The organism is Deltaproteobacteria bacterium (genome assembly GCA_035063765.1).
In the GTDB taxonomy this organism is placed as follows: domain Bacteria; phylum Myxococcota_A; class UBA9160; order UBA9160; family PR03; genus CAADGG01.
Map to the genome: position 1 here is coordinate 77,616 of JAPSFT010000003.1, position 24,387 is coordinate 102,002.

General features: G+C 74.8%; 24 protein-coding genes and 1 pseudogene. 11 read left to right on the forward strand and 14 right to left on the reverse strand.

Annotated elements, in window-relative coordinates; genetic code table 11:
* Positions 1-13 precede the first annotated feature (13 nt).
* From OZ948_02300 to OZ948_02315, 4 genes are read right to left on the reverse strand one after another with little or no spacing between them, the layout of a single operon-like run.
* Positions 14-808: an ABC transporter ATP-binding protein gene (locus OZ948_02300; protein MEB2343553.1), complete on the reverse strand. Its 795-nt coding sequence runs from the start codon at positions 806-808 to the stop codon at positions 14-16.
* Positions 805-1,818, reverse strand: coding sequence for a branched-chain amino acid ABC transporter permease (locus tag OZ948_02305; GenBank protein ID MEB2343554.1), 1,014 nt, complete (start codon positions 1,816-1,818; stop codon positions 805-807). Before OZ948_02305 ends, OZ948_02300 begins: the two co-directional genes overlap by 4 nt.
* Positions 1,818-2,720: a branched-chain amino acid ABC transporter permease gene (locus tag OZ948_02310; GenBank protein MEB2343555.1), complete on the reverse strand. Its 903-nt coding sequence runs from the start codon at positions 2,718-2,720 to the stop codon at positions 1,818-1,820. The genes OZ948_02305 and OZ948_02310 overlap by 1 nt, the downstream gene beginning before the upstream one ends.
* 12 nt (positions 2,721-2,732) lie before the next feature.
* On the reverse strand, positions 2,733-3,920 hold the full coding sequence (locus OZ948_02315) for an ABC transporter substrate-binding protein (protein ID MEB2343556.1): 1,188 nt from the start codon (positions 3,918-3,920) through the stop codon (positions 2,733-2,735).
* Positions 3,921-4,183: 263 nt separating this feature from the next.
* On the opposite strand from OZ948_02315, the gene OZ948_02320 reads away from it, so the two are divergent.
* Positions 4,184-4,618 carry a VOC family protein gene (locus tag OZ948_02320; protein MEB2343557.1) on the forward strand — a complete coding sequence of 145 codons (435 nt, stop codon included), beginning with the start codon at positions 4,184-4,186 and terminating at the stop codon, positions 4,616-4,618.
* Positions 4,619-4,656: 38 nt separating this feature from the next.
* Here the strand turns inward: OZ948_02320 and asnS are convergent, their stop codons facing one another.
* Positions 4,657-6,051 carry an asparagine--tRNA ligase gene (gene asnS, locus OZ948_02325; GenBank protein MEB2343558.1) on the reverse strand — a complete coding sequence of 465 codons (1,395 nt, stop codon included), beginning with the start codon at positions 6,049-6,051 and terminating at the stop codon, positions 4,657-4,659.
* Between the two features lie 10 nt (positions 6,052-6,061).
* On the reverse strand, positions 6,062-7,246 hold the full coding sequence (locus tag OZ948_02330; protein ID MEB2343559.1) for a pyridoxal phosphate-dependent aminotransferase: 1,185 nt from the start codon (positions 7,244-7,246) through the stop codon (positions 6,062-6,064).
* 67 nt (positions 7,247-7,313) lie between these two features.
* On the opposite strand from OZ948_02330, the gene OZ948_02335 reads away from it, so the two are divergent.
* Entirely contained in the window at positions 7,314-8,237 is a 924-nt protein-coding gene (locus OZ948_02335; GenBank protein MEB2343560.1) for an SMP-30/gluconolactonase/LRE family protein, read from the forward strand.
* Positions 8,238-8,343: 106 nt separating this feature from the next.
* Here OZ948_02335 and OZ948_02340 read toward each other — a convergent pair whose 3' ends face one another.
* Entirely contained in the window at positions 8,344-9,234 is an 891-nt protein-coding gene (locus OZ948_02340; GenBank protein MEB2343561.1) for a cytochrome c, read from the reverse strand.
* Positions 9,235-9,732, reverse strand: coding sequence for a cytochrome c (locus OZ948_02345; GenBank protein MEB2343562.1), 498 nt, complete (start codon positions 9,730-9,732; stop codon positions 9,235-9,237). It abuts the gene before it with no gap.
* Between the two features lie 93 nt (positions 9,733-9,825).
* Here OZ948_02345 and OZ948_02350 point away from each other — a divergent pair, with 93 nt between their 5' ends.
* From OZ948_02350 to OZ948_02385, 8 genes are all read left to right on the forward strand, one after another.
* Positions 9,826-10,218, forward strand: coding sequence for a hypothetical protein (locus tag OZ948_02350; protein ID MEB2343563.1), 393 nt, complete (start codon positions 9,826-9,828; stop codon positions 10,216-10,218).
* Positions 10,219-10,223: 5 nt separating this feature from the next.
* The gene (locus tag OZ948_02355; protein ID MEB2343564.1) at positions 10,224-11,933 is read left to right on the forward strand and encodes an AarF/ABC1/UbiB kinase family protein; all 1,710 of its coding nucleotides are present in this window, start codon (positions 10,224-10,226) and stop codon (positions 11,931-11,933) included.
* Positions 11,934-12,086: 153 nt separating this feature from the next.
* On the forward strand, positions 12,087-12,236 hold the full coding sequence (locus tag OZ948_02360; GenBank protein MEB2343565.1) for a hypothetical protein: 150 nt from the start codon (positions 12,087-12,089) through the stop codon (positions 12,234-12,236).
* A gap of 84 nt (positions 12,237-12,320) precedes the next feature.
* Positions 12,321-13,529 (forward strand): hypothetical protein, encoded by a 1,209-nt coding sequence (locus tag OZ948_02365; GenBank protein MEB2343566.1) that lies wholly within the window; start codon positions 12,321-12,323, stop codon positions 13,527-13,529.
* Positions 13,530-13,614: 85 nt separating this feature from the next.
* Positions 13,615-14,652 carry an EamA family transporter gene (locus tag OZ948_02370; GenBank protein ID MEB2343567.1) on the forward strand — a complete coding sequence of 346 codons (1,038 nt, stop codon included), beginning with the start codon at positions 13,615-13,617 and terminating at the stop codon, positions 14,650-14,652.
* Positions 14,653-14,926: 274 nt separating this feature from the next.
* Positions 14,927-16,114, forward strand: a complete 1,188-nt coding sequence (locus OZ948_02375) for an efflux RND transporter periplasmic adaptor subunit (GenBank protein ID MEB2343568.1) — start codon at positions 14,927-14,929, stop codon at positions 16,112-16,114.
* Positions 16,115-16,122: 8 nt separating this feature from the next.
* Positions 16,123-16,908, forward strand: a complete 786-nt coding sequence (locus OZ948_02380; protein MEB2343569.1) for an ABC transporter ATP-binding protein — start codon at positions 16,123-16,125, stop codon at positions 16,906-16,908.
* A complete protein-coding gene (locus OZ948_02385) occupies positions 16,905-18,128 on the forward strand; it encodes an ABC transporter permease (GenBank protein MEB2343570.1) in 1,224 nt (407 codons plus the stop codon). The genes OZ948_02380 and OZ948_02385 overlap by 4 nt, the downstream gene beginning before the upstream one ends.
* Positions 18,129-18,159: 31 nt before the next feature.
* Here the strand turns inward: OZ948_02385 and OZ948_02390 are convergent, their stop codons facing one another.
* The 5 genes and pseudogenes from OZ948_02390 to OZ948_02410 form a co-directional block, all read right to left on the reverse strand.
* A complete protein-coding gene (locus tag OZ948_02390) occupies positions 18,160-18,918 on the reverse strand; it encodes a sulfite exporter TauE/SafE family protein (GenBank protein MEB2343571.1) in 759 nt (252 codons plus the stop codon).
* Between the two features lie 10 nt (positions 18,919-18,928).
* Positions 18,929-19,990 carry a pyrroloquinoline quinone biosynthesis protein PqqE gene (pqqE, locus tag OZ948_02395; protein ID MEB2343572.1) on the reverse strand — a complete coding sequence of 354 codons (1,062 nt, stop codon included), beginning with the start codon at positions 19,988-19,990 and terminating at the stop codon, positions 18,929-18,931.
* 3 nt (positions 19,991-19,993) lie between these two features.
* Positions 19,994-20,227 (reverse strand): PqqD family peptide modification chaperone, encoded by a 234-nt coding sequence (locus OZ948_02400; GenBank protein ID MEB2343573.1) that lies wholly within the window; start codon positions 20,225-20,227, stop codon positions 19,994-19,996.
* A gap of 9 nt (positions 20,228-20,236) precedes the next feature.
* Positions 20,237-20,950 (reverse strand): annotated as a pseudogene (pqqC, locus tag OZ948_02405) (pyrroloquinoline-quinone synthase PqqC).
* A gap of 57 nt (positions 20,951-21,007) precedes the next feature.
* Complete coding sequence (locus OZ948_02410) at positions 21,008-21,931, reverse strand: MBL fold metallo-hydrolase (protein MEB2343574.1); 924 nt, start codon at positions 21,929-21,931, stop codon at positions 21,008-21,010.
* Positions 21,932-22,024: 93 nt separating this feature from the next.
* Here OZ948_02410 and OZ948_02415 point away from each other — a divergent pair, with 93 nt between their 5' ends.
* Positions 22,025-22,651 carry a hypothetical protein gene (locus tag OZ948_02415; GenBank protein ID MEB2343575.1) on the forward strand — a complete coding sequence of 209 codons (627 nt, stop codon included), beginning with the start codon at positions 22,025-22,027 and terminating at the stop codon, positions 22,649-22,651.
* On the opposite strand, the gene OZ948_02420 is transcribed toward OZ948_02415, so the two are convergent.
* Complete coding sequence (locus tag OZ948_02420; protein MEB2343576.1) at positions 22,630-24,375, reverse strand: acyl-CoA dehydrogenase family protein; 1,746 nt, start codon at positions 24,373-24,375, stop codon at positions 22,630-22,632. The genes OZ948_02415 and OZ948_02420 overlap by 22 nt on opposite strands.
* Between the last annotated feature and the right edge of the window lie 12 nt (positions 24,376-24,387).

Genomic DNA, 24,387 nt, shown 5'->3' on the forward strand with positions numbered 1-24,387 from the left:
GGCGCGCCGGCGCTCACGCGGCTTCCCCGGTTCCCAGGTACGCCTCGATCACCTTGGGGTCGCGCCGCACGGCCTCGGGCGTGCCCTCGGCGATCTTCTCGCCGTGGTCCAGCACCGCGACACGGTCGCAGAGGTTCATCACGAAGGGGATGTCGTGGTCGATCAGCACGATCGCGATGCCGAACTCACGGCGCACGTGCGCCACGAACTCGCGCAGCGCCTCCTTCTCGGACGGGTTCATGCCGGCGGCCGGCTCGTCGAGGAGCAGGAGCCTCGGGCCCGTGGCGAGCGCACGGGCGATCTCGAGGCGGCGCTGCTCGCCATAGGGCAGCGAGTCCGCGCGTCCTTCGGCGAAGCGCTCGAGCCCGACGCGCGCGAGCAGCTCGCGCGCGCGCGCGGCGTGGGCGGCCTCGGTGCGGCGCCAGGCCGGACCGCGCACGACGTCGCGCAGGCCCGAACGATGCGCGCCGGAGAGCGCCGCCTGCACGTTCTCGAGCGCGCTGAGGCCGCGGAAGAGGCGGATGTTCTGGAAGGTGCGCGCGATGCCGCGCCGGCAGATCCGGCTCGGCCGCCAGCCGCCGATCTCGACCCCGTCGAAGGCGACACGCCCCGCGGCCGGCGCGTAGACGCCGGTGATCACGTTGAAGGCCGTGGTCTTGCCGGCGCCGTTCGGCCCGATCAGCGCCACGAGCTCGTGGGCGCCGACCCGCAGGTCGAGCCCCGACACCGCGGTGAGGCCGCCGAAGCGGACCGTCACGCCGTCGAGCGCCAGCAGCTCGCTCGTGGGGTGCGGCTCGGGCGAGGTCACCCGGGCCTCCCCGCGACGGCCGTGCTCCGCGGGCGCAGCCAGCGCAACGACAGCTCGCGCGAGCCCAGGAGCCCCTGCGGGCGCAGGATCATCGTCACGATGATGAGGAGCGAGTAGAGGATCATCCGCCACTCCCCGAGCCCGCGCAGCAGCTCGGGAGCGGCGGTCAGGACGGCGGCGGCGAGCGCCGCGCCGGTCAGCGAGCCGAGCCCGCCGAGCACCACGAAGGCCACGATCTCGAAGGAGCGCACGAAGGTGAAGCTGTTGGTGTGGACGTAGCCCTCGGCGTGCGCGAAGAGCGCTCCCGCCACGCCCGCGAAGAAGCTCGCGACCACGAAGGCCTCGACCTTCACGCGCGTCGTGGGAATCCCCATCGCCTCGGCCGCCGTCTCGTCCTCGCGCACGGCGCGGAAGGCGAGCCCGCCCGCGGAATAGACGAGCCTGGCCATCACGAACACCGAGAGCGCCACCACCGCGCCGATCACGCCGATCCCCTCGTAGCGCAGGTCCACGCCCGCCGGCGCCGAGAGCGAGAAGCCGCGCGCGCCGCCCACCGTGTCGACGTTCAGGATCGCGATCCGGATGATCTCGCCGAAGCCGAGCGTCGCGATCGCGAGGTAGTCGCCGCGCAGGCGCAGCGACGGCACCCCGACCACCAGCCCCGCGAGCGACGCCGCGAGCCCGCCCGCCAGCAGGGGCAGCGGGAAGTAGGCGAGCCGCGCGATCCCGGCGGGCAGGACGGCCGCCAGGCTCGCGAGCCAGCCCGCACCCAGGTACACGCTGAAGGCCGCCGACACGTAGGCGCCGACCGCCATGAAGCCCGCATGCCCGATCGAGAACTGGCCGGTGAAGCCGTTCACGAGCTGGAGACTCGTGGCCGCGAGCACCGCGACCAGGATCCGGACCAGGATCGTCAGGTAGTAGCGGTTCAGGATCTGGGGAAGCGCCCAGTCCGCGAGCGCGAGCAGCACGATCGCCGCCGCCACGCCGAGCAGGCCCCGCGCCCGCACTAGACCTTCTCCGCCGGCTCGCTGCCGAACAGGCCCGTCGGCCGGTAGAGCAGGATCGCGATCAGGATCACGAAGGCGATCGCGTCGCGATAGGTGCTCGACAGGTAGCCGGCGACCAGCGTCTCGACGATCCCGAGCAGCAGCCCGCCGACCATCGCGCCGGGGATGCTGCCGATCCCGCCGAGCACGGCCGCGACGAAGGCCTTGAGGCCGGGGAGCAGGCCCATCAGCGGGTCGATCTTCGGGTTCGAGAGCCCGACCAGGATGCCCGCCGCGGCCGCGAGCGCCGAGCCGAGCACGAAGGTGCCGGTGATCACGCGGTCCACCGGGACGCCCATCAGCGCCGCGGCCGGCGCGTCGACGGAGACCGCGCGCATCGCCCGCCCGAAGCGGGTGCGCATCACGACGAGCTGCAGGGCCGCCATCAGCACGAGCGCCGTCGCCACCACGGTGAGCTGGATGTTCGAGACCGCGAGCGCGCCGACCCGGAGCACCTCGCGCGCCTGCAGGAGCGGCGGGAAGAACTTGGGGTCGGCGCCGAAGACGAGCTGCCCGGCGTTCTGGAGCAGCAGCGAGACGCCGATCGCGGTGATCAGCGGCGCGAGCCGCGGCGCAGAGCGCAGCGGCCGGTACGCGACGCGCTCGATCGTGGCCCCGAGCAGCGCGCAGACGGCCATGGCGGCCGCCAGCACGACGAGCAGGCCGGCGAGCGAGGACTGGCGAGCGAGCCCGAGCGCGTGCGCCACGTAGTAGCCGGTCATCGCGCCCACCATGTACACCTCGCCGTGGGCGAAGTTGATGAGGCGCAACACGCCGTACACCATCGTGTAGCCGAGCGCGATCAGCGCGTAGATGCCGCCCCAGGCGATCCCGTTCAGGAGCTGCTGGAGGAACTGCTCCACCGGGGACGGGAATCAGCTCGCGGGCACGGAGCGGAAGAAGCGGAAGCGCCCGTCCTCGATCTTCAACACCACGGCGTCCTTGCGCGCGTTGCGCTCGCGGTCGATCGTGATCCGGCCCGTGACCCCGTCGTAGTCCCGGGTGGCGGCGATGGCGTCACGCAGCGCTGGCCCGTCGGTGGTGCCCGCGCGCCGGATCGCGTCGGCCAGGATCCCGGCAGCGTCGTAGCCGAGCGCCGCCATCGCGTCGGGCTTGCTCCCGACCTTCGCTTCGAAGCGCCGGACGAAGTCCTGCACCTTCGGGCTGTCGGAGTCCGCCGCGTAGTGGTTCGAGAAGTAGTAGCCCTCGACGGCCTTGCCGCCGATCTCGAGCGTCTTCGTCGAGTCCCAGCCGTCACCGCCGAGCAGCGGCACGTCGAGGCCGAGCTCGCGGGCCTGCTTGGCGATCAACCCGACCTCGGTGTAGTAGCCGGGCACGAAGACGGCGTCGGGCTCGGCAGCGCGGATCGTCGTGAGCTGCGCGCGGAACTCGATGTCGCCGCTCGTGTAGCGCTCGTCGGCCACGATCGTGCCGCCGAGCTCACGGAACTTCTTGCGGAAGAAGTCGGCGAGCCCGACCGAGTAGTCCTGCTTGAAGTCGGAGAGGATCGCGACCTTGCGCGCGCCCAGGTCCTCGAAGGCGAAGCGCGCCATGACGGCGCCCTGGAAGGGATCGATGAAGCAGGTGCGGAAGACGTAGTCGCCGACCTCGGTCACCTTCGGGTTCGTGGAGGCGGGCGAGATCATCGGGACCCCGGCGCGCTGTGCCTCCGGCGCCGCCGCCATCGAGCGCGAGCTCGCGACCTCGCCGAGCAGCGCCACCACCTCGTCGCGCTGGATCAGCTTCTGGGCGGCGGTGCGGGCCTCCTCGGTGACGGAGCGGTCGTCCTCGGAGATCACCTCGATCGGACGCCCGAGCACGCCCCCCGCGGCGTTGATCTCCTCGACCGCGAGCCGGATGCCGGCGTCGGTGCTCTGCCCGAAGGTGGCCGTGTCGCCGGTGAGCGACGCGAAGTGGCCGACCGCGATCGGCCCGACGCCGCCGCCCGCCGCCGCGCCCGAGGAGGTGCTCTCGCCGCCCCGGCCGCAGGCGAGTGCCGCGGCGAGCGCGCCCGCGAGCACGAGCGCCGCCAGGCGGCGCAGCCCGATCGACGGTGCCTTCATCCATCCCCCCCGCCGGACTCCTGGCCCTGCCAGGTCTTCTCGGCTGGAGGGCTTGGTAACTGCACCGTCAGGGGATTTCAACCGGGATCGCCCCGGAAGCTCTCCGGCCGCACCCCGGGCGAGCTGGCCGGCTCCGTGCTGGACGGATCCGGGGCGCTGGCGGCGTCGCCGGCCGGAAGATTCCGACGAGACGGCCCGGCGGGACCTGGCATGCTCGAGGCGCGGGGCCCGGATGCCCCGCCGCCACGAAGAAGGGAGTCCCCATGTCCCTCGCGAAGCAGACCACGGCGACCGTGATCCCCTGCCTGCGCTACCGGGACGCGCCCAAGGCCATCGACTGGCTGTGTCGCGCGTTCGGCTTCGAGAAGCAGCTCGTGGTCCCCGACGAACAGGGCGGCATCGCGCACGCCCAGCTCTCGTTCGGCCACGGCATGATCATGCTCGGCTCCGCCAGCCGGCACGCGGGCGACGCCTACGGCGCGCTGGTACGGACCGCCGCGGAGGTGGGCGGCGTCTCGACCCAGACCGTCTACGCGATCGTCGGCGACGTCGACGCCCACTGCGCGCGCGCCCGCGCGGCGGGCGCCGAGATCGTGCTGCCCCTCGAGGACAAGGACTACGGCGGCCGTGACTACACCTGCCGCGACCTCGAGGGCAACGTGTGGAGCTTCGGCAGCTACGACCCGTGGGCGGGGTGAGCGCGCACGGGGCCGGAGCGCGCGGGCCCCGGGCGCCCTCAGAACTCCGCCGACCCCGGCGTGCGCGGAAACGGGATCACGTCGCGGATGTTGGCCATGCCGGTGACGAACTGGAGCAGGCGCTCGAAGCCGAGGCCGAAGCCGGCGTGCGGGACGCCGCCGTGGCGGCGGAGCTCCAGGTACCACCAGTAGGGCGCCGGGTCGAGGCCCGTCTCGCGCATGCGCCGCTCGAGGACGCCGGCGCGGTGCTCGCGCTGCGAGCCGCCGACGATCTCGCCCACCCGCGGGACGAGCACGTCCATCGCGCGCACCGTGCGCTCGTCGTCGTTCAGGTACATGTAGAAGGCCTTCACCTGGCGCGGGTAGTCGGTCACGACGAGGGGCCTCCGGACGTGCTCCTCGCTGAGCCAGCGCTCGTGCTCGCTCTGGAGGTCGGCGCCCCACGACACCGGGTACTCGAAGGTCTTGCCGCTCCGCTCGAGCCGTGACACCGCTTCGGTGTAGGTCATGCGCTCGAAGGGCGTGTCGGCGACGTGGGCGAGGGCGTCGCGCAGGCCCCGTTCGATGCGCTCGTCGAAGAAGGCCAGGTCCTCGCCGCAGCGGTCGAGCAGCTCGCGCACCACCTGGCGCAGGAAGGCCTCGGCGAGCTCGACGTTGCCGTCGAGGTCGCAGAAGGCCAGCTCCGGCTCGATCATCCAGAACTCGGCGAGGTGGCGGCTCGTGTTGGAGGGCTCGGCCCGGAAGGTGGGACCGAAGGTGTAGACGCGCGAGAGCGCGAGCGCCGCGATCTCCGCCTCGAGCTGGCCCGACACGGTGAGGTAGGTGGGCCGCCCGAAGAAGTCCCGGCTCCAGTCGACCGCGCCGTCCGCGGTCCGCGGCGGCTCGCCGGGGTGGATCGTGGTGACCCGGAACTGCGCGCCGGCGCCCTCGGCGTCGGAGGCGGTCACGATCGGCGCCTGGAGCTCGAGGAAGCCGCGCTCGTCGAAGAAGCGCCGGATCGCGCGGGCGGCGGCGTGGCGCACGCGCAGCACCGCCCCCAGCGTGTTGGTGCGCAGGCGCAGGTGCCCGATCGTGCGCAGGTACTCGAAGGAGTGGCGCTTCTTCTGGAGCGGGTAGTCGTCGCCGACCGGGCCCACGAGGGCGACCCGCTCGGCGCGCAGCTCGAAGCGCTGGCCCGCGGCCGGTGACGCCACCAGCTCGCCCGCCGCCTCCACCGCGCAGCCGGTCACGAGCCCGCGCAGCTCGCTCTCGTAGTTCGCGAGCTCCGGCCCGGCGACGACCTGGAGGCCGGCCATGCACGAGCCGTCGCCGAGCTCGAGGAAGGAGACGCCCTTCGTGTGGCGCGCCGTGCGCAGCCAGCCCCGCACGAGCACGCGCCCGCCGGCCGCTTCGCGCGCCAGCACTTCGGCGATGCGCTCCGAGGGCGGGATCACGTCGCTGGGCTCACGCGGGTGCCGCGCTCCCGGTCGCGGGCGCCGCGATCCCGAGCCGCTTCGCGAGCAGCCGCACGGCGGTGGCCACCTGCTCGGGCGGCGCCGCCGTGAAGCACAGCCGCACCCAGCCCGCGTAGTCACGGCCCGCCGAGGCGCCCGGCGCCAGCACGACCCCGTCCTCGAAGACGTCCTCGAGGAAGCCCAGCATGCCGCGCTCGTCGAGCCGGTCGGAGACGTCGAGGAAGAGGAAGGTCGAGCCGTCCGGCGCCGCCACGCCCAGCACCCTCGCGGCGTCGTCCCCGGCGCGCTGGTAGAAGTGGCGCGTCTCGGCGAGCCAGGTGTCCCCGTCGCGCAGCGCGCGCAGGGCCGCGTGCTGCGAGGGCGTCGGCGCGCAGTAGGTCGAGTGGACGTGGAGCTTCTGGATCTCGTGCACCACCGCAGGCGGGCCCACCACGTAGGCGACCCGGTAGCCGGCCATCCCGTACGACTTCGAGAACGAGAAGGCGGTCACGGTGCGCTCGGGCGCGAAGCGGCCGATCGAGACGTGCTCGCCGCGGTAGAGCAGGTCCTCGTAGACCTCGTCGGCGACGAGCCACAGGTTCTCGCGCTCGGCGAAGCGCGCGAGCGCCTCGAGCTGGTCGGCGGGCAGCACGCGCCCGGTCGGGTTCGAGGGGGTCGAGACGTAGAGCGCGACCGTGCGCTTCGTCGTGAGCGCCGCCACCGCGGCGACCGCCTCCGCGGCCGACCCGACGCGATCGTGGAAGGGCACCTCGACCGCGCGCGCGCGCCAGCCCTGCACGATGCCGCGGATCAAGGGCCAGAAGGGCGACAGGATCAGCACCTCGTCGCCCGGCTCGGTGAGCGCGCCCACGACGTGGGAGAGCCCGGCCGTGGCGCCGCCCGTCACCAGGAGCCCGTCGCGCTCGCAGGCGAGCCCGTTGCGCAGGCGCACCTTCTCGACGAGCGCGTCCACCAGCTCCGGCACGCCGTGGGTCGCGCTGTAGCGGTTCATCCCGGGGTGGGCGGCCTGCGCCAGGTCCTCCATGCGCCCACCCTCGAAGGGATCGCGCCAGGTGTCGCCGACGTGGAGCGGGAAGACCGGCCCGACGCGGCTGCGCAGGCGCTCGCCGAGCGGCGAGTAGACGGCGCCGGGCAGCTCGGCGACGGCGGGAGCGACGCGGGGCGCGCGGGGCATGGACGGAGCGTAGGGCGCGCCCCGGGCCGGGGCGAGTAGAATCGGCGTCCCCGGGTCCGGAGGAGCCATGGACGCCGCCCCGAAGCTCGACGAGATCGCCAGCGGTCTCGCCTTTCCCGAAGGCCCCGTCTGGCTGCCGGACGGGTCGATCGTGCTGGTCGAGATCCAGGCCGGGCGCGTGACGCGCCTCCGGCCCGGCGGCGGGCGCGAGACGATCGCCACCCCGGGCGGCGGTCCGAACGGCGCCGCGATCGGCCCCGACGGCGCGCTCTACGTGTGCAACAACGGGGGCTTCGAGTGGTACAGCGTGGGCGGGCTCACGATCCCCGGCCACCAGGCGCACGACTACTCGGGCGGCCGCATCGAACGCATCGACCTCGCGACCGGCGCCGTGCGCGTGCTCTACGACCGCTGTGGCGCGCATCCCCTGCGCGGCCCGAACGACCTCGTCTTCGACGGTACGGGCGGCTTCTGGTTCACCGACCACGGCAAGATCCGCGAGCGCGAGCGCGACCGCGGCGGCCTCTACTGGGCGCGCGCGGACGGCAGCGAGATCCGCGAGGTGGTCTACCCGCTCGACGCCCCGAACGGCGTCGGCCTCTCGCCCGACGGCCGCCGCGTGTACGCGGCGGAGACCTTCACGGGCCGCGTCTGGTGGTGGGAGGTCGCGGCGCCGGGCGAGGTCCGGCCCGCCCTCGACCTCCTCGGCCACGGCGGGACGCTCCTCGCCGGCCTCCCCGGCCTCCAGCTCTTCGACTCGCTCGCCGTCGACGGGGAGGGCTGGGTCTGCGTCGCCACCATCGGCAACGGCGGCATCACGGCGATCGCGCCCGACGGCGCGCGCGTGGAGCACGTGCCCCTGCCCGACCCGCTCGTCACCAACCTGTGCTTCGGCGGGCCGGATCTGCGCACCGCCTACGCCACGCTCTCGGGCACCGGCCGCCTCGTGGCGCTCCCCTGGCCCCGGCCCGGCCTGCGGCTCGCGTACTGAACGTGGCGCCGGCGCGCGACGAGATGCGCCGGCGGGCGGGGGAAGCTCTCGCCCCGGGCGCTCCGCGCGATGGCGAGGCGCTGCCGCGGCGGCGTGTCCGCGCGCTCTACCGGCGCAGCAGCTCGTGCTCGACGGGGGGCACCGAGTCGAGGGAGTCCGCGATCGCCTCGAGGTCGGCGCGCGGCACGTGCTGGAAGCCGTGCTCGATCAGCTCCGCCATGAGCCCCTCGGCGTGATCGCCGTCCGGCTGGAGCCCCGTCTGGAGGTACCAGACGAGGTCGGTGCGGGTCCAGCGGCCGATCCCGGTCGCGTCGTGCGGCGTGATGTTGGGGGCGAGCTCGCCGTCGGGACCCTCGGCGGTGCCGGCGAGCCAGCGCGTGCGGTCGAGCGCGCCGGTCGCGGTGCGCGGGGTGTGGCACTCGCCGCAGTGGGCCACGGCGGTCACGAGGTACGCACCGCGGTTCCAGGCCGGCGAGCGCGCGGGGTCCGGCGCGAAGCGCGCGGGCCGGAAGTGGAGCTCCTGCCAGGCGCGGGCGGCGATCCGCCAGCGGAAGGGCGGCCAGGCCTCGTGTGGCTGGTTCGCCCGCGAGACGGGGGGCAGCGAGAACAGGTAGGCCCGGAGCGCGACGAGGTCCTCGTCGCTCATGCCCGTGAACGAGGGGTAGGGGAAGACCGGGAAGTACGCCGAGCCGTCGGGTGCCCGGCCCTCGCGCATGGCGCGCTGGAAATCCGCGTCGCTCCAGCGGCCGATCCCGGTCTCCGCGTCGGGCGTGATGTTGGTCGAGCGGAAGACTCCGAACGGTGTCGAAAGGGCACGGCCGCCCGCGAGCGGCGGGCCACCGCCCTCGAGGTCGGTGTGGCAGGTGCAGCCGCCCGCCGCCTCGAAGACGGCGCGGCCGCGCGCCACGAGATCCTCCGGAGCAGCGGTGCCGGCCGGCGGCGCCGCCGTGAGCAGCACGAGGGCGGCGGCCGCCGCCCTCGTGCGGTGCCCGCGCACCTACGCCCCGGACGCGCGCTTGTAGGACTCCTCCTTGGGCTTGCGGAAGACCTTGTGGCAGTCCCCGCACGAGTCGCCGAGGGCCTTCACGCGCGTGCCGATCGCGGCCGGCGTCGCCTCGCTGTCGGCGGCGATCTCGGCGAGCTCGTCGGCCGCGGCCTTCATCGCGCGCATCTTCTCGAGGAAGCGCTCGGGCTCCTCCCAGACCGCCGGCTTCGCGTCGGTGGGCCCCGCCACCACCTTGCGCTCGAAGGCCGCCGCCGCCAGGTCCGCGTGCTTCGACAGCGACTGCGCGTGGGCGACCAGCGCGCTCTGGAAGGGCAGGCCGTACTTCAGGATGTCGCCGATCGCGCCCATGTCGGCGCCGACCGCGCTCATCACCTTCTGGCGGTACTGGATGGTGCCCTCGTCGCTGGCGGCGGCGGGCTGGGCGCCGGCGACGGCGGGCGCCGCCAGGACGAGAACGAGGGCGATTCCTGCAGGTCGAACGTGCGGCACGGGTTCCTCCTCGGGTGCAGCGGGTGGCGAGGCGCACGGATCCTAGCCCGGTCGGCTGGACGCTCGCCGGGCCCTCGGCGATGCTCCCGCGCCATGGCCGACCTCGAGGCGATCGCCCGGGTGCTGGTGCGCGGCGGCGGCGCGCTCGCGGAGTCGGCGCGCGCCGAGGCCCGGCGCGTGCTCGAGGAGCTGGTCGCGCGCGGCGACCTCGGGCGCGCCGAGGCGGCGGAGATCGAGGAGGCCGTGGTCGCCGCGGCCGAGACGCACCGGCGCTGGCTCGACGAGCGCGTGGTGGCCCCCCTGCGCGGCGTCTGGCGCAGCACGGCGGAGGCCGTGGGGCGGGCCGCGCGCGAGGCCGGGCGCGACGCGGCGGCGCCGGCCGACGAGGGGCTCCGCGCGCGGCTCGCTGCGATCGAGGAGCGCCTGGCGCGCATCGAGCGCGCGCTCGCCGGCCGCGACCGGGGCGCGTCCGGCGGCGGCGGCTAGCCGCCATGCAGCTCGGCACCCTCGTCCGGCTCCCCCGGACGGTCAAGAACCTCCAGCGCCTGCGCGAGATCCTGGGGGTCGTCGCGAAGTGGGGTTTCGGCGACCTGCTGGCGCGGCTCGACCTCGAGAGCGTGGTCGAGCGGGGCCGCAATCTCCTGCTCTGGCGGCGCAACCGCGAGGCCGCCGTCCGCTACACCACCGAGGAGCGGATCCGGCTCGCCCTCGAGGAGCTCGGCCCCACCTTCATCAAGCTGGGGCAGATCCTCGCCACCCGACCCGACCTGATCCCGATGAGCCTCGTGCACGAGCTGCGCAAGCTCCAGGACGACGTGCCGCCCTTCGACGGCGCGCTGGCGCGCCGCCAGGTGGAGGCGTCGCTCGGGCGCCCGGTCGAGCAGCTCTTCGCGCGCTTCGACGAGCACCCGCTCGCGGCCGCCTCGATCGCCCAGGTGCACCGCGCGCGCCTGCACGGCGGAGACGAGGTGGTGGTGAAGGTACGCCGGCCGCACCTCGAGGCGATCGTGCGCACGGACCTCGAGATCATGCGCGCGCTCGCCGCGCTGCTCGAGCAGAACGCGCCCGAGCTCGAGCAGTGGCAGCCGCGCGCGATCGTCGAGGAGTTCCAGCGCGCGCTCTCGCGCGAGGTGGACCTCACGAACGAGGCCTTCCACCTGCTGCGCTTCGCCGCGAACTTCGCCGGCGACCCGCAGGTGCACGTGCCGAAGGTGTACCTCGAGCTCTCGCGCGAAGCGGTGCTGGTGGTCGAGTACATCGACGGGGTCAAGTTCTCGGACCTGGCCGGGCTCGATCGGGCCGGGATCGACCGCCAGCGGCTCGCGCGGGTCGGGGTCACCTTCTGCCTGGAGCAGGTCTTCGAGCACGGCTTCTTCCACGCCGACCCGCATCCCGGCAACCTCTTCGCGCTGCCCGGCGAGGTGATCGCGCCGATCGACATGGGCATGATGGGCTCGCTCGAGCCCGAGACCGTCGACGCGCTGCTCGAGCTGCTGGTGGGCCTCCTGCTCCGCGACGCCGACAAGATCGTGAAGCTGCTCTTCCGGCTGGGCCTGATCGACGACCGCGTCGACGTGCCCGCCATGCGCCACGACGTGAAGGAGCTGATCGACCGCTACTGGGCGGTGCCGATCGGCCAGATCGACGTGGCGGACCTGATCGGCCGGCTCTTCGAGATGCTGCAACGACACCACGTGGTGATGCCGTCGGAGCTGCTCCTGATCGGGAAGGCGCTGGCCACGGTCGAGGGCATGGCGCGCGAGCTCGATCCCGAGCTCGACCCGCTGCGGGCGATCCGGCCCTACATCCTGCGCCAGTACCTGAAGCGGCTCTCGGATCCGCGCTGGCTCGCACGCGACGTGCTCGACACCGGCCGGAGCTGGCTCGAGGCCGTGCGCACCGTGCCCGCCGACCTGCGCTCGATCACGAGCGACCTGCGGCGCGGCGACCTCCAGCTCAAGACGCGCATCGAGGGCGTCGAGACGCTCGTGCGCGAGCAGGGCCGCAGCGCCAACCGGAGCGCGCTCGCCACGGTCGTGGCCGCGACCCTGCTCGGCTCCGCCTGGCTGCTCACGAGCGAGGTCGGCCCGCGCGTCCTCGGCCTCGCGCTCACGAGCTGGCTCGGCGTCGCCGGCCTGCTCCTCGCGGGTGGCGGCTGGTCGCTGCTGGTGCTCGGCTTCCTGCGCTCGGGGCGCTTCTAGCCGCCGCCTCGCGTTTGTAGAAAGGGCGGCCCTCGATCGACGGCGCCCGCGGGCAGACCCGCCGGATCCGGGGGCACGTCCGTTGCAGGCGCTCCGGGCATGGCGAGCGCCGCATGGGCGGTGGCTGGCCGGCTTCGCGGAGGAGGTCTCGCAATGGATCACGGATCGAGCGACGAGCGGAAGGATCCGGGGGGCTGGGAGACCGTGCGGCGCACCTTCGACCTCACGGTCGCGACGCTCGTGGTGAGCGCCTTCGTCTACGGCGTCTGGATCCTCACCTCGTGGTGGATCCACCCGGGCTAGTCGCTCGCGAGCAGGGGCCACGGATCCGACCGGCCCGCGCAGCCCTGGATTCCCGCGCGCGGGGCCACGTGCTACCGGGGTCGCGTGCCGCCCGAGCCGCCCGCGATCGCGCCCTGTCCGCACCGCCCGCCCTGCCCGGGCTGCCCGCGCTACGGCGAGCCCGGCGTGGATCCGGAGGCGCTCGCGCGCCTGGCCCGGATCGCGGCGGAGGCGGGCGCGCCCGCGCCCGGCGTCCTCACCGGGGCCGCGCTCGGGTACCGGGTGCGGGCGCGTCTCATGGTTCGCGGCCGCGCCGGCTCGCCGAAGCTCGGGATCTTCCAGGCGGGCTCGCACCGGATCACCGACATCCCGCGCTGCGGCGTGCACCACCCGCTCGTGAACCGGGTGGCCGCGGCGGCGCGCGCGGCGATCCGCGCGACCGGCACCCCGCCCTACGCCGATCGCGCCCACCGCGGCGCGCTGCGCGCGCTCCAGGTGGTGGTCGAGCGCGCGAGCGGGCGCGCGCAGGTGGTGCTGGTCGGCAACGCGGACGAGCCCGCGCCGCTCCTGCCGCTCGCGCGCGCGCTCGAGGCCTCGCTCGGCGGGACGCTCCACAGCCTCTGGTGGAACGGCCAGCCCGAGCGTACGAACGTGGTGCTCGGGCCGTCCTGGTATCGTCTGACACCGGATGATGTCGTAGGCGGTCCTCCCGATCGCTCGGCGGGCTGCGTCCGGGAGACGATCGGCGGCGCCACGGTCTTCTTTCCTCCCGGCGCCTTCGGGCAGAGCCACCTCGACCTCGCCGACCGGCTCGTGGCGACCGTCCACGGCTGGACGCCTCCCGGGGTGCGCGTGGCCGAGCTCTACGCCGGCTGCGGCGCGATCGGGCTCGGGCTGCTCGGGCGCAGCGCGGCCCTGACCTTCGTCGAGAGCGCGCCCCACGCGGTGCTGGGGCTCGCGCTCGGCCTCGCCGCCCGGCCCGCTGCCCACCGCGCGCGGGCGCGCGTGATCGCGGCGCCCGCCGGCGACGCCCTCGGCGCGCTGGCCGGCGCCGAGCTCGTGATCGCCGACCCGCCCCGCAAGGGGCTCGATCCCGGCGTGCTCGCGGCGCTCGCCGCCGCGCCGCCGGCGCGGCTCGTCTACCTGAGCTGCGACCTCGACTCGTTCGCGCGCGACGCGGCCCGCCTCCAGGCGGCGGGCGGCCTGCGCCTCGCCGAGCTCGTGGCCTGCGACCTGTTTCCGAACACCCGCCACGTCGAGACGCTGGCGCGCTTCGAGCGGGCCAGCGAGCGAAGCGAGAGCGCAGCGCGTTGAAGCCGAAAGAGGGCCGCGCGCGCCGCGGTACCCTCCCGGGCGGTGAGATCGCCCCTTCGTAGAGGGGCTGCCGCGGAGACGGAGGATGTACGGGTCAGCCCTCGCCCTGCTCGCGGCGCTGCTCTTCGCCGCCTCGATCCCGGCCAGCAAGATCCTGCTCGAGTCGCTCCGGCCGTTCCAGCTGGCCGGGCTCCTCTATCTGGGGGCAGCCATCGGGATGGCTCCCCTGCTCGTGCTCGAGCGCCGGCGGCACACGCGGATCGCGCTCGACCGCAGCAACGCCGCGCGCCTGGCCGGTGCCGTCCTCCTCGGCGGTCTGCTCGGGCCGGTGCTCCTCCTCCTGGCGCTGCGGCTCACGCTCGCGAGCTCGGTCTCCCTGCTCTCGAACCTCGAGATGGGGGCGACCGCGGTGCTCGGCGTCGCCCTCTTCCGCGAGCACCTGGGTCGCACCGGGTGGCTCGGGGTGGCGGGCATCGTGCTCGCGGGCGCGATCCTCGCGGGCGGCGGCTGGCCGGACGCCCTGGCGGCGCTGCTCGTTGCCGCGGCCTGCGCATGCTGGGGGCTCGACAATCACCTGACCGCGCTGATCGACGGGATCACTCCTGCGCGCAGCACGCTCGTGAAGGGCACCGTGGCCGGCGTCACCAACCTCGCGATCGGGGTTGCGACGGATCCGCTGAGCGCCTCGGCGCCGCTCCTGCTGGCGGCTCTCCTGGTCGGGGCCGCCTCGTACGGCGCGAGCATCGCGCTCTACATCCTCTCGGCCCACGAGCTCGGCGCCACGCGCGCCCAGGCCATCTTCGCGGCGGCGCCCTTCGCCGGTGCCGCGCTCTCGTTCGCCCTCCTCGGCGAGCCCTTCGCGCTCACCCAGGGAGCGGCCTTCCTGCTCCTCCTCGTCTCGGTCGGGGCCCTCTTCCGGAGTCAGCACGCGCACCCGCACGTCCACGAGGCGCTCGAGCACATCCACAGCCATCGCCACGACGACGGCCATCACCTCCACGAGCACCCCGGCCTCGAGCGCACCCTCCGGCACAGCCATGCCCACCGGCACGAGCGCTTCCGGCACAGCCATCCGCACTGGCCCGACATCCATCACCGGCACGGGCACCGGCACGCGACGTAGGCCGCGGGCCGCGACGCGCACGTGCGCCCGGGCGCGCGCCGGCCCGCCGCCGCTCCCGTGGCCCCGGGGTCGCGGATCGCGGCCCCCGGGTTGGAAGCCCGTCCTTCCCATCCGGGTCACCCCACGAGGCGGGTCCGCGGACGGTGGTTGCGGGATTGCGGAGCGGGCGTCCGGATCCGGGTCGGGCCGCTCTCCCCCGCGGGCCGTAGAGCGAAGCGCCGCGCCGTGCGTCCAACCTCGCTATCTGATGGGCGCACATCCGCCAGGAGCCACCATGCCCCGACCCCGCCTCGCTGCCGCCCTCGCGGCCGCCGTCCTGCTGGCCGGCGGGCTGGCTGCCTGCGGCGGCTCCGGCGAGCGGGGAGCCGTGGCCGGCTTCGAGACGGCCGAGGCCGCCCGCGGCCCGATCGCCGCGCGCGTCACCGCGACCGGCACGCTCTCGCCGCTCGTCGAGGTGCAGGTCGGGAGCCAGGTGTCGGGCCGGATCCAGGAGCTGCTCGCCGACTTCAACACGCCCGTCACGCGCGGCCAGGTGATCGCGCGCATCGACCCGCGGCTGTTCGAGAGCGAGGTGGCACGCGCGCGCGCCAACGTGGCCGCGGCCGATGCCGCCGTGGCCCGCGCCCGGGCCGACCTCGGCGACGCACGGCTCAAGCACGAGCGCGCTGCCGGCCTCCACGCACGGGACCTCGGCGCCAAGGCCGACGCCGACAGCGCGCTCGCCGCGCGCGAGGCGGCCGAGGCGGCGCTCGCATCGGCGCGTGCGGCCCGCGAGCAGGCGCGCGCCGCACTCGCGCAGGCCGAGACCAACCTCGGCTACACCACGATCCACTCACCGATCGACGGGGTCGTGATCTCACGCGACGTCGACGTCGGGCAGACCGTCGCGGCTTCGCTCCAGGCGCCCACGCTCTTCACGATCGCCGAGGACCTGCGCAAGATGGAGGTGCACACCCACGTGGCCGAGGCCGACGTGGGGCGGCTCGCGCCCGGGATGGCGGTCGAGTTCAGCGTCGACGCCTGGCCGGGCGAGCGCTTCCACGGCGTGGCCAAGGAGGTGCGCTACGCGCCGGAGACCGTGCAGAACGTGGTCACCTACGACACCGTCGTGTCGGTGGACAACGCGGAGCTGAAGCTGCGCCCGGGCATGACGGCGGAGGTGGTGTTCCTGGTCGAGTCGCGGGACGACGCGCTGGTCGTGCCGAACGCGGCGCTGCGCTTCGTGCCGGACGCGGAGCTGCTGGCCGCCGCCGAGCCGCCGCCCGCCGACGGCTCGGCCGCCTCGCGCGTGCTCTGGGTGCTCGCCGACGGCGCCCCGAAGCCGGTGCGCGTCGAGGTGGGCATCACCGACGGGCGCCTCACCGAGGTGTCGGGCGGCCCGCTCGCCGCCGGGGACCGCGTGATCACCGGCACGGCCGGCCCCGCCGCCGAGCGCCGGCCGAGCTTCGGTCGCTTCCTGTGACGGAGGGCATGGCGCAGGCGGGCCCGGCGAGCGCGCCGCGAGCCGCAGCCGACCAGGGGCCCTCGGGAGCGCTGGTGGACGCCCGCGATCTCGAGAAGGTCTACGAGGCCGGTGAGGCCGCCGTCCGCGCCCTCGACGGCGTGTCGCTGCGGGTCGAGACGGGCGAGTCGCTCGCGATCATGGGCAGCTCGGGCTCGGGCAAGTCGACGCTCCTGCACGTGCTCGGCTGCCTCGACCGCCCGACCCGCGGCAGCTATCGCCTGGCCGGGCAGGAGGTGGCGCGGCTCGACCGCGACGCGCTCGCCGGGATCCGCAACCGCACGCTCGGCTTCGTCTTCCAGTCCTTCCAGCTCCTGCCGCGCACGAGCGCGCTCGAGAACGTCGAGCTGCCGCTCCTCTACGCGGGCCTCCCGGCTCGTGAGCGGCGCACGCGGGCGGCGCACGCGCTCGCGCGCGTCGGGCTCGGCGCCCGGCTCGACGCGCTGCCCAACCAGCTCTCGGGCGGCCAGCAGCAGCGCGTCGCGATCGCGCGCGCGCTCGTGAACGAGCCGCGCCTGATCCTCGCCGACGAGCCGACCGGCAACCTCGACACGCGCACGAGCTTCGAGATCCTGGCGCTCTTCCAGGAGCTGGTGGCGGCGGGCATCACGCTGGTGCTCGTGACCCACGAGCCCGACATCGCCGCGTGCCTGGCGCGTCAGGTCGAGATGCGCGACGGCCGGATCGTACGGGATCTGCGGCAGGCGCCGGCGCCCGCGCTCCCCCCGCCGCCCGTGCGGAGCGCGCAGGCGTGAGCCCCGTCTGGAGCGCGCTGCGCGCGCTGCGCCGCAATCCGATGCGCTCGTTCCTGACGGCGCTCGGGGTGATCGTCGGCGTGGGCTGCGTGATCGCCATGACCTCGATCGGGGCGGGCGCCCGGGCGCGCGTCGAGGAGACCTTCGCGGCGATGGGCAGCAACATGCTGATCGTGCGCTCGGGGTCCGCGCAGGCCGGGGGCGCCCGGGGCGGGGCGGGCACCGAGCCGAGCCTCACCTGGGCGGACCTGGCGGCGATCCGCGACGAGGTGCCGGAGCTGGCGCTCGTCGCCGCGCAGCTCACCGCGGCGGCGCAGGTCCAGGCCGAAGGCCAGAACTGGGCCACGTCGGTGCAGGGTACGACGCCCGAGCTCTTCGCGATCCGCAACTGGACGGCGGGAGCCGGGCGGCTCTTCGACGCCGGCGACGTCGAGGGCGCGAGCAAGGTGATCGTGCTCGGGCAGACGGTCGTCGAGAACCTCTTCGGCGCGTTCACGGACCCGGTCGGACGGGTGGTGCGCGTGAACCGGGTGCCCTTCGAGGTGGTCGGCGTGCTGGCCGAGAAGGGCCAGTCCGCCTTCGGCTCCGACAACGACGACGTCGCCTTCGTGCCGCTCTCGACCTTCCGCTCGCGCGTGGAGACGGGCGAGCTCGGCCAGTTCGTCGAGGGCACGATCTTCGCGAGCGCGCGCTCGCCGGAGGGGGCGGCGCTTGCCAAGACGCGCATCGAAGACCTGTTGCGCGCGCGCCACCGGATCCGCAAGGGAGCCCTCGACGACTTCACGGTGCGCAACCTCGGCGACTTCGTCGCCGCCCAGGAGGAGGGCGCCCGCACGATGAACCTGCTGCTCTCGGGCATCGCCCTGGTGAGCCTGGTCGTGGGCGGGATCGGGATCATGAACATCATGCTGGTCAGCGTGACGGAGCGGACCCGCGAGATCGGGCTGCGCATGGCGGTGGGTGCCCGGCCGCGCAGCATCCTCGTGCAGTTCCTGGTCGAGGCGATCGTGCTCTCGGGCGCCGGCGGGCTGGCCGGCCTGGCCGCCGGCCTCGGCACCGCCGCCTGGCTCGTCTCGCGCTTCGACTGGCCGATGCTCGTGCACCCCGCCGTCACCGCGCTCGCGCTCGCCGGCAGCGCCCTGGTGGGCGTCGTCTTCGGCCTCTACCCCGCCTGGAAGGCCTCCCGCCTCGACCCCATCCAGGCCCTGCGCTTCGAGTGAGCGGCGGCAGAGCGGCGGGGGCGGAGGCCGGTCAACGAAGGAAGCCGGCGACGGCTTCGAGGAGCAGCTCCAGCGCGAGCAGGGTGAGGATCCCCTTCACGGCACCGCGGAAGAGACGCTCGGGCAGGTGATCGAGCAGGCGCGTGCCGATCGCGGAGCCGAGGATCGCCGCCGTGCAGAGCGCGAGGGCCGGCAGCGCGAAGGCCCGGAAGTCGAAGCCGGCCGCGCCGAAGAGCGCGAGCTTCGCGCCGTGCTGGAAGACCTGGCAGGCGGCGAGCGTGCCGACCGTCGCCGGCGGCGCGAGCCCGAGCGCCAGCACGAAGGGGGCGAGCAGTGGGCCGGTCGCGCCGATCGTGGTGCCGAGGAAGCCGACCAGCGCGCCGCCGGCCGGGAGCGCGCGGCGCGGGTCGGAGCCCGGGCGCGGCCCGAGCCGGAGCGCGCCCGGCGCCCAGGTGGCGAGCAGCACGAAGGCGCCGATCGCGGCGCGCCCGCCCTCGGGTGGAGCGGCGCGCAGGAGCCAGAGGCCGGCGGCGCCCGCCGGGAGCAGGGGCCACGCGAAACGCCACACCGCATCCCAGCGCACGTGCGCGCGCTGGAACCACGCGCGCGACGCGTTCGAAGCGAGCTGCACGACGCCGTGCACCGGGATCGCCACCAGCGGGTCCATCCAGTGCAGCATCGTCGCGAGCAGCATCATGCCCCCCGCCATCCCCATCACACCCGACACGATCGAGGTGCCGAGCGCAATCGTGCTCAGGAGCAGCCAGGCGCTGGTCGCGGGCTCCGACACGTCGCTGCGATCAGCCGCGGAACACGAGGGTGTCGCTGCCGGGCGCTGCGCGAGCCGCCCGCAGCGCGTCGTGACGCGGCGCCCGGGCGCAGGCCGGATCGGCGGCGGCGGCGTCGCCCGTGAGCCGGAACGCCTGGCAGCGACAGCCGCCGAAGTCGCGCGCGCGCTCGGGGCAGGAGCGACACGGCTCGCGCATCCAGTCCTCACCGCGGAAGGCGTTCATGCCGGGTGCGTCCTCCCAGCAGGCGCGCAGGCCGCGCTCGGCGGCGCTCCAGAACACGAGGCCGGGCAGGTCGCGGGCGGCGTGGCAGGGGAGCACGAGCCCGTCGGGCGCCACGACGAGGAGGCGCCGTCCCCAGCCGCCCATGCAGGGCTTGGGGCGATCGGCGAACCAGTCGGGCAGGACGAGCAGGATCTCGGGGCGGGCCGCGCGCCCGCGCTCGGCCCGGACGGCGGCGGCCGCCGCCGCCACCTGCTCGCGGGTCGGCAGGAGCGCCGCGCGGTTGCGCAGCGCCCAGCCGTCGTACTGGGCGTGCGCGAGCTCGAGGCGATCCGCGTCGAGCTCGCGCGCGAGCGCCACGAGCGCGGCGACGCGGCCCAGGTTGTGCCGGTGCAGGACGACGTTGATCGTGAGCGCGAGGCCGGCCGCGCGCACGGCGCGCGCCACCGCGAGCTTGCGCGCGAAGCTCTCGGTCCCCGCGATCGCGTCGGAGGCGGCGGCTTCCGCGTCCTGGATCGAGAGCTGCACGCTGCGCAATCCGGCGTCGCGCAGCGCCGGCAGCGCCGCGGGCGAGAGCGGAAGCCCGGCGGTCACGAGGTGCACGTAGAGGCCGGCCGCGGCCGCGTGCCCGACGATCGTCTCGAGGTCGCGCCGCGTGCTCGGCTCGCCGCCGGTGAGCCCGACGTGCACGCAGCCGAGCGCCGCCGCCTCCGCGAAGACGCGGCCCCAGGCGCCCGCGTCGAGGCCGTCGCGGATCGCCCGGTGGCCGGTCGGGTTCGAGCAGTAGGGGCAGCGCAGGGGGCAGCGGTAGCTGAGCTCGGCGATCAGGTTCCAGGGCCGCGGCGCCGGCATCGCTCAACCCCCCGGTGCCACGACGCCGAGCCGCGTCATCTCGCCCAGGAAGGCGTGCACGTCCTCGAAGACCTGCGGCTCCTCGTGATGACGGGCGGCGAGCGTGCGCGCGATGGCGTCTGCGCTCTGCCCGCCGTCGCAGAGCGCGAGGATCTCGCGGCCGGCGGCGTTCAGGCGCACCGCACGCTCGGGCAGCACGGCCACGAGCCGCGCGGGATCCTCCTCGTCCTCGCGCACGAGCGCGTGCGGCGAGAGCCGCGGCCGGCGGTGGGCGGCCTCGACGGCGTCGAGCAGGGCCCAGAGGATCTCGCACTTGCGTTCGACCGCCGCCACGCAGCGCTCCTGGTCGGCGCGCGTGCGCGCGCGCTCCTGCACGAAGCGCAGCCCGAAGGCGGCGTCGCGTGGCGCCTGGCGGGTGCGCGAGCGGAAGTAGGCGAGGCCCGCGGGATCGACCCACGGGTAGTGCCGTTCGAAGGCGGCGATGCGCACCGTCATGATGTCGCCCGCGAAGAGCTCGGTCAGCGAGGAGGCCACCGCGACCAGGAGATCGGCGCCCTCGACGAGCTCGACGTAGGCGTCGCAGGCACGGCGCACGCCCGGGAGCACCTCGCGCAGGCCGGCGACCTCGTCCCGCGCGAGCCCCACCGTCTCCGCAAGCCGCAGCCACAGCTCGAGCCCGCCTTCGCCGGGCGCGCGGCCGTCGTGGTCGTGGAGGCGCTGCACCCACTCGCGGCGGAAGGCCGGCGCGTCGGCCTTGGCGAGGATGGCCGAGTCCTTCACCGGGATCCGGGTCTGGTAGTAGTAGCGGTTGCGCACCCAGGTCTGGATCTCCTCGCGCGAGAGGCCGCCCTCGTGCATGCGCAGGTGGAAGGGGTGCTTGTCGTGGTAGCGCGCGGCGCCGACGGCGCGCAGGCGCGCCTCGAAGGCGGCGGCGTCCCAGGGCGGTGCGGGGGAGCTCACGGTGCGGGCAGGATACCCCGTGCGCGGGGGCTCGGGGGTGCCCCACGCGGGCTGGAGCTAGAGCTCGAGCTCGAGCCCGTCGGTCGCGATCCCGACGCCCGCGCGGCGGATCGCGGCCGCCGCCTCGGAGCCGGCGTCGTGGGCCGGGTTCGTGTTGTTGAGGTGCGTGTAGAAGACGCGGGCGCGCAGCCCCGCGAGGTGCTGGAGCGTGCCGCGCGCGCCCGTGATCGGCGCGTGGCCCATTGCGTGGGCGTCGGGCGCGCCCGGGCGGAGCTGCGAGAGCTCGTCGGCGCGGAAGAAGGTGCCGTCGGCGAAGGCCACGTCGGCCGCCTCCAGCTCGGCGAGCGTGCCCGGGTCCAGCCCCTGGATCCCCGGTGCATACACCAGGCGGCGTCCGGTGCGCAGGTCCGTCACGCGCACGCCGGCCGTGGCCTCGGCGTGGTTCGCGGCGAGCTTCGCGGCCCACGCGGGCGGCTTCCCCGGCACCGGGAAGAGCCGCGCCTCGAGCTGCCCCTCGCGATCGAGCGCGATCGGCTGGTCGAGCTTCACGATGCCCCAGGCCGGCTCCAGCAGGCGGAACACCGCGTTGTGCTCGAGGACCACGTCGCGCACCCAGGGCGTCGAGACGATCCGGTGGGGCAGGGCCTCGCGCAGCACCAGGAGGCCCATCACGTGGTCGAGGTCGGGGTTGGTGACGACGACGGTGTCGAGCGGCACGTCGCGCGTGCCCGGGCGGGGGTGGAGGGCCGGGAAGCGGGCGAGCTGGTCGCGTACGTCGGGGCTCGCGTTGAGCAGCGACCAGCGCGCGCCGTCGGCGGAGAGCGCCAGCGAAGGCTGGCTGCGCGCGGGCACGTCGGGGTCGCCGGCCCGCGCGCGCACGCACTGGGGGCAGCCGCAGTTCCACTGCGGCAGCCCGCCGCCGGCGGCGGAGCCGAGCACGCGCGCGCGGAGCCTGGCTCCCGAGTCCACCCGGTCCGACATCGGAGCGCGAGGATACCCCGGACGGGAAGCCGCCGGCGCCTCGCTCAAGTCGCAGCGCGGGACGTTCGAAGCGGGGACGGGGAGGCCTGCCCCGTGCGCTCCGCGAACGCCCTTGCCTGCCTCGTCCTGCTCGTGGCCGTGCGCGCCGGCGCCGACGAGCCGCTGCGGATCGCCGGCGCCGCGCTCGGCCCCGACGGGGTGCTGACCCGTCGCACGGCCGACGTGATGGGCCACGACGGGCCCTCGCACACGGTCCTGCTCGTCGTGGAGGCGCCCGCGCTCCACGGTGCGAGCCGGATCAGCGGCCGCGTCGAGGCCTTCGAGATCGACCCGGAAGCGTGGCTCGAGCTGGCCGCGGTCTTCCCCGACGGCCACCGCGAGGTGGCGCGCACCCTCGACGCGAGCGACCCCGCGGCGCCCCTGCACGGCACGGCCGCGCCGCGGCGCTTCGCGCTCGCGGTGCCGGCGGGCCGCGACGGCGCGCAGCCGGTGCGGCTCGAGCTCGGCGTCGGCATGCTCGGCCCCGGCGTCGTCAGCGTGTCGGAGCTGCGGCTCGAGACCGGGCCGGCGCCGGCCGCCGCGACCGGGCGGCGCCCGTGGCTCGCGCTGGCGGTCCTCGTCCCGATCGTGCTCGGTGCCGGCGCGCTCCTGCGCCGAGTCCGCGGATCCGGCTCCCGGGGTGATCCCTCCGGGGTCCTTCAGCCTCCGGCGGCTCCGTAGGCCGCCAGGATCCGCTCGTCGCGCTCGAGGCGGCCCGCCTGGTTCTCGCGGATGCGCCGCGCCATCGCCTCGGTCTCGAGCATGCGCCGGCGCACGAAGGCCTCCGCGAGGTCGAGGCGCCCGGGGTCGGCGCCGACCTGGCGCAGGAGCTCGGTCGCGGCGATCACGTTGATCACCATCTCGGCGATCATCTTGGCGCGCAACAGCGCGTAGCCGAGGTCCGAGAAGAGCACCGCCGCGCACTCCTCGATCCGGCCGACGGTGCCGTCCACCTGCTTGGCCAGCTCGGCCCGCTGGGCGTCGCTCTTCATCGCGCCGAGCTGGTGGCGCAGCTCGGCCACCATGGTGCCGAGCGCGCCCTTGCCCATCTCGCGCAGGGCGAAGCTGGCCTGGATCTCGCTGGTGCCCTCGTAGACGGTCATGATCAGGCTGTCGGCGTGGAGCTTCGCGACGTCGGCGTCCATCGTGTAGCCGATCCCGCCGAAGACCTGCATCGCGTCGCGCGTGACGTCGTGGCAGATCTCGGTCGCGTAGTACTTGCAGAGGGGGGTGAGGAGCCGGATCCGCACCACGTCGCGTTCCACGGCCTCGCGGATCCGGCTCGCGGCGTCGGCGGCCAGGTCGCCGCGCGCGAGCGCCCGCTCGCGGGCGGCGTTCGTGTCGATCAGCTCGAAGGTGTGGTAGAGGAGCGCACGCGCTGCCTCGATGTTGACCTGCATCTTGGCCAGCATGGCGAGCACCAGCGGCTGCTTCGCGATCGGCTGGCCGAACTGCTGGCGCTCGTGGGCGTAGCGGTGGGCGTCGTGCAGCGCCGCCGCTGCCACGCCGATCGCCTGGGCGGCCACGCCGAGGCGCGCGTTGTTCATCAGGTCGAGCATCGCCCGGAAGCCCTGGCCCTTCTGGCCGAGCCGCCAGCCGACGGCGTCCTCGAACACCACCTCGCAGGTGGGCGAGCCGTGGATGCCGAGCTTCTTCTCGAGCCGCGCGACGCGCACGCCGTTGCGCGAGCCGTCCGGCAGGCGCCGCGGCACCAGCACCAGCGAGAGGCCGTTGGTGGTGCCCTTCGACTCCTCGAAGTGATCGGCGTCGCGAGCCAGCACCAGGTGCACCTCGGCGCCGCCGTTGGTGATGAAGATCTTGACCCCGTCGACGCGCACCGTGCCGTCCGGCCGATCGGCCGCCCGCGTGGTGATCCCGCCCAGGTCGCTGCCGGCCTTCGGCTCGGTCAGGTCCATGGCCCCCTGGACCTCGCCGCTCGCGAAGCGCGGCAGCCAGGCCTGCCGGAGCTCCTCCGAGCCGTACTTCTCGATGTCGCCGGCGACGCCCGTCTGGAGCCCGACCACCGTCATCAGGCTGGTGTCGGCGCGCGAGACCATCTCGAGGTAGAAGCCGTTCAGCATCCCGGGAAGGGCGGCGCCGCCGTAGGTGTCCGACACCATGAGCGAGACCAGGCCGGCCTCGCGCAGCCGATCGTAGGCGGCGCGGATGTGCGCGGGCGGGCGCGCGCCGCCGTCCTCGCTGAGCTCGGCCTCCACCTCCCAGTGCTCGCGGGCGGGGCGCTCGAAGCTCTCGGCGAGCTGCGCCGTCGTCTCGAGCACGCTGCGGAAGGCGCCGAGCTCGCCCGCGACGTCGGGGGCGCCGCCGTCGCGCAGCCGCAGGAGCGTCTCCCAGTCGACGAGCCGGTCCAGGTAGAGGCGCATGCTCGCTGCGTAGTAGCTGCTCATGGGGGCTCCTCC

Bases quoted from the DNA above. Each gene is read 5' to 3' on its own strand.
- OZ948_02355 (MEB2343564.1), top strand. From the start codon at position 10,224: ATGCAGCTCGGCACCCTCGTCCGGCTCCCCCGGACGGTCAAGAACCTC.
- OZ948_02320 (MEB2343557.1), top strand. From the start codon at position 4,184: ATGTCCCTCGCGAAGCAGACCACGGCGACCGTGATCCCCTGCCTGCGC.
- OZ948_02350 (MEB2343563.1), top strand. From the start codon at position 9,826: ATGGCCGACCTCGAGGCGATCGCCCGGGTGCTGGTGCGCGGCGGCGGC.
- OZ948_02375 (MEB2343568.1), top strand. From the start codon at position 14,927: ATGCCCCGACCCCGCCTCGCTGCCGCCCTCGCGGCCGCCGTCCTGCTG.
- OZ948_02380 (MEB2343569.1), top strand. From the start codon at position 16,123: ATGGCGCAGGCGGGCCCGGCGAGCGCGCCGCGAGCCGCAGCCGACCAG.
- OZ948_02315 (MEB2343556.1), bottom strand. From the start codon at position 3,920: ATGAAGGCACCGTCGATCGGGCTGCGCCGCCTGGCGGCGCTCGTGCTC.
- OZ948_02335 (MEB2343560.1), top strand. From the start codon at position 7,314: ATGGACGCCGCCCCGAAGCTCGACGAGATCGCCAGCGGTCTCGCCTTT.
- OZ948_02420 (MEB2343576.1), bottom strand. From the start codon at position 24,375: ATGAGCAGCTACTACGCAGCGAGCATGCGCCTCTACCTGGACCGGCTC.
- OZ948_02360 (MEB2343565.1), top strand. From the start codon at position 12,087: ATGGATCACGGATCGAGCGACGAGCGGAAGGATCCGGGGGGCTGGGAG.
- OZ948_02330 (MEB2343559.1), bottom strand. From the start codon at position 7,246: ATGCCCCGCGCGCCCCGCGTCGCTCCCGCCGTCGCCGAGCTGCCCGGC.
- OZ948_02410 (MEB2343574.1), bottom strand. From the start codon at position 21,931: ATGTCGGACCGGGTGGACTCGGGAGCCAGGCTCCGCGCGCGCGTGCTC.
- pqqE (MEB2343572.1), bottom strand. From the start codon at position 19,990: ATGCCGGCGCCGCGGCCCTGGAACCTGATCGCCGAGCTCAGCTACCGC.
- OZ948_02370 (MEB2343567.1), top strand. From the start codon at position 13,615: ATGTACGGGTCAGCCCTCGCCCTGCTCGCGGCGCTGCTCTTCGCCGCC.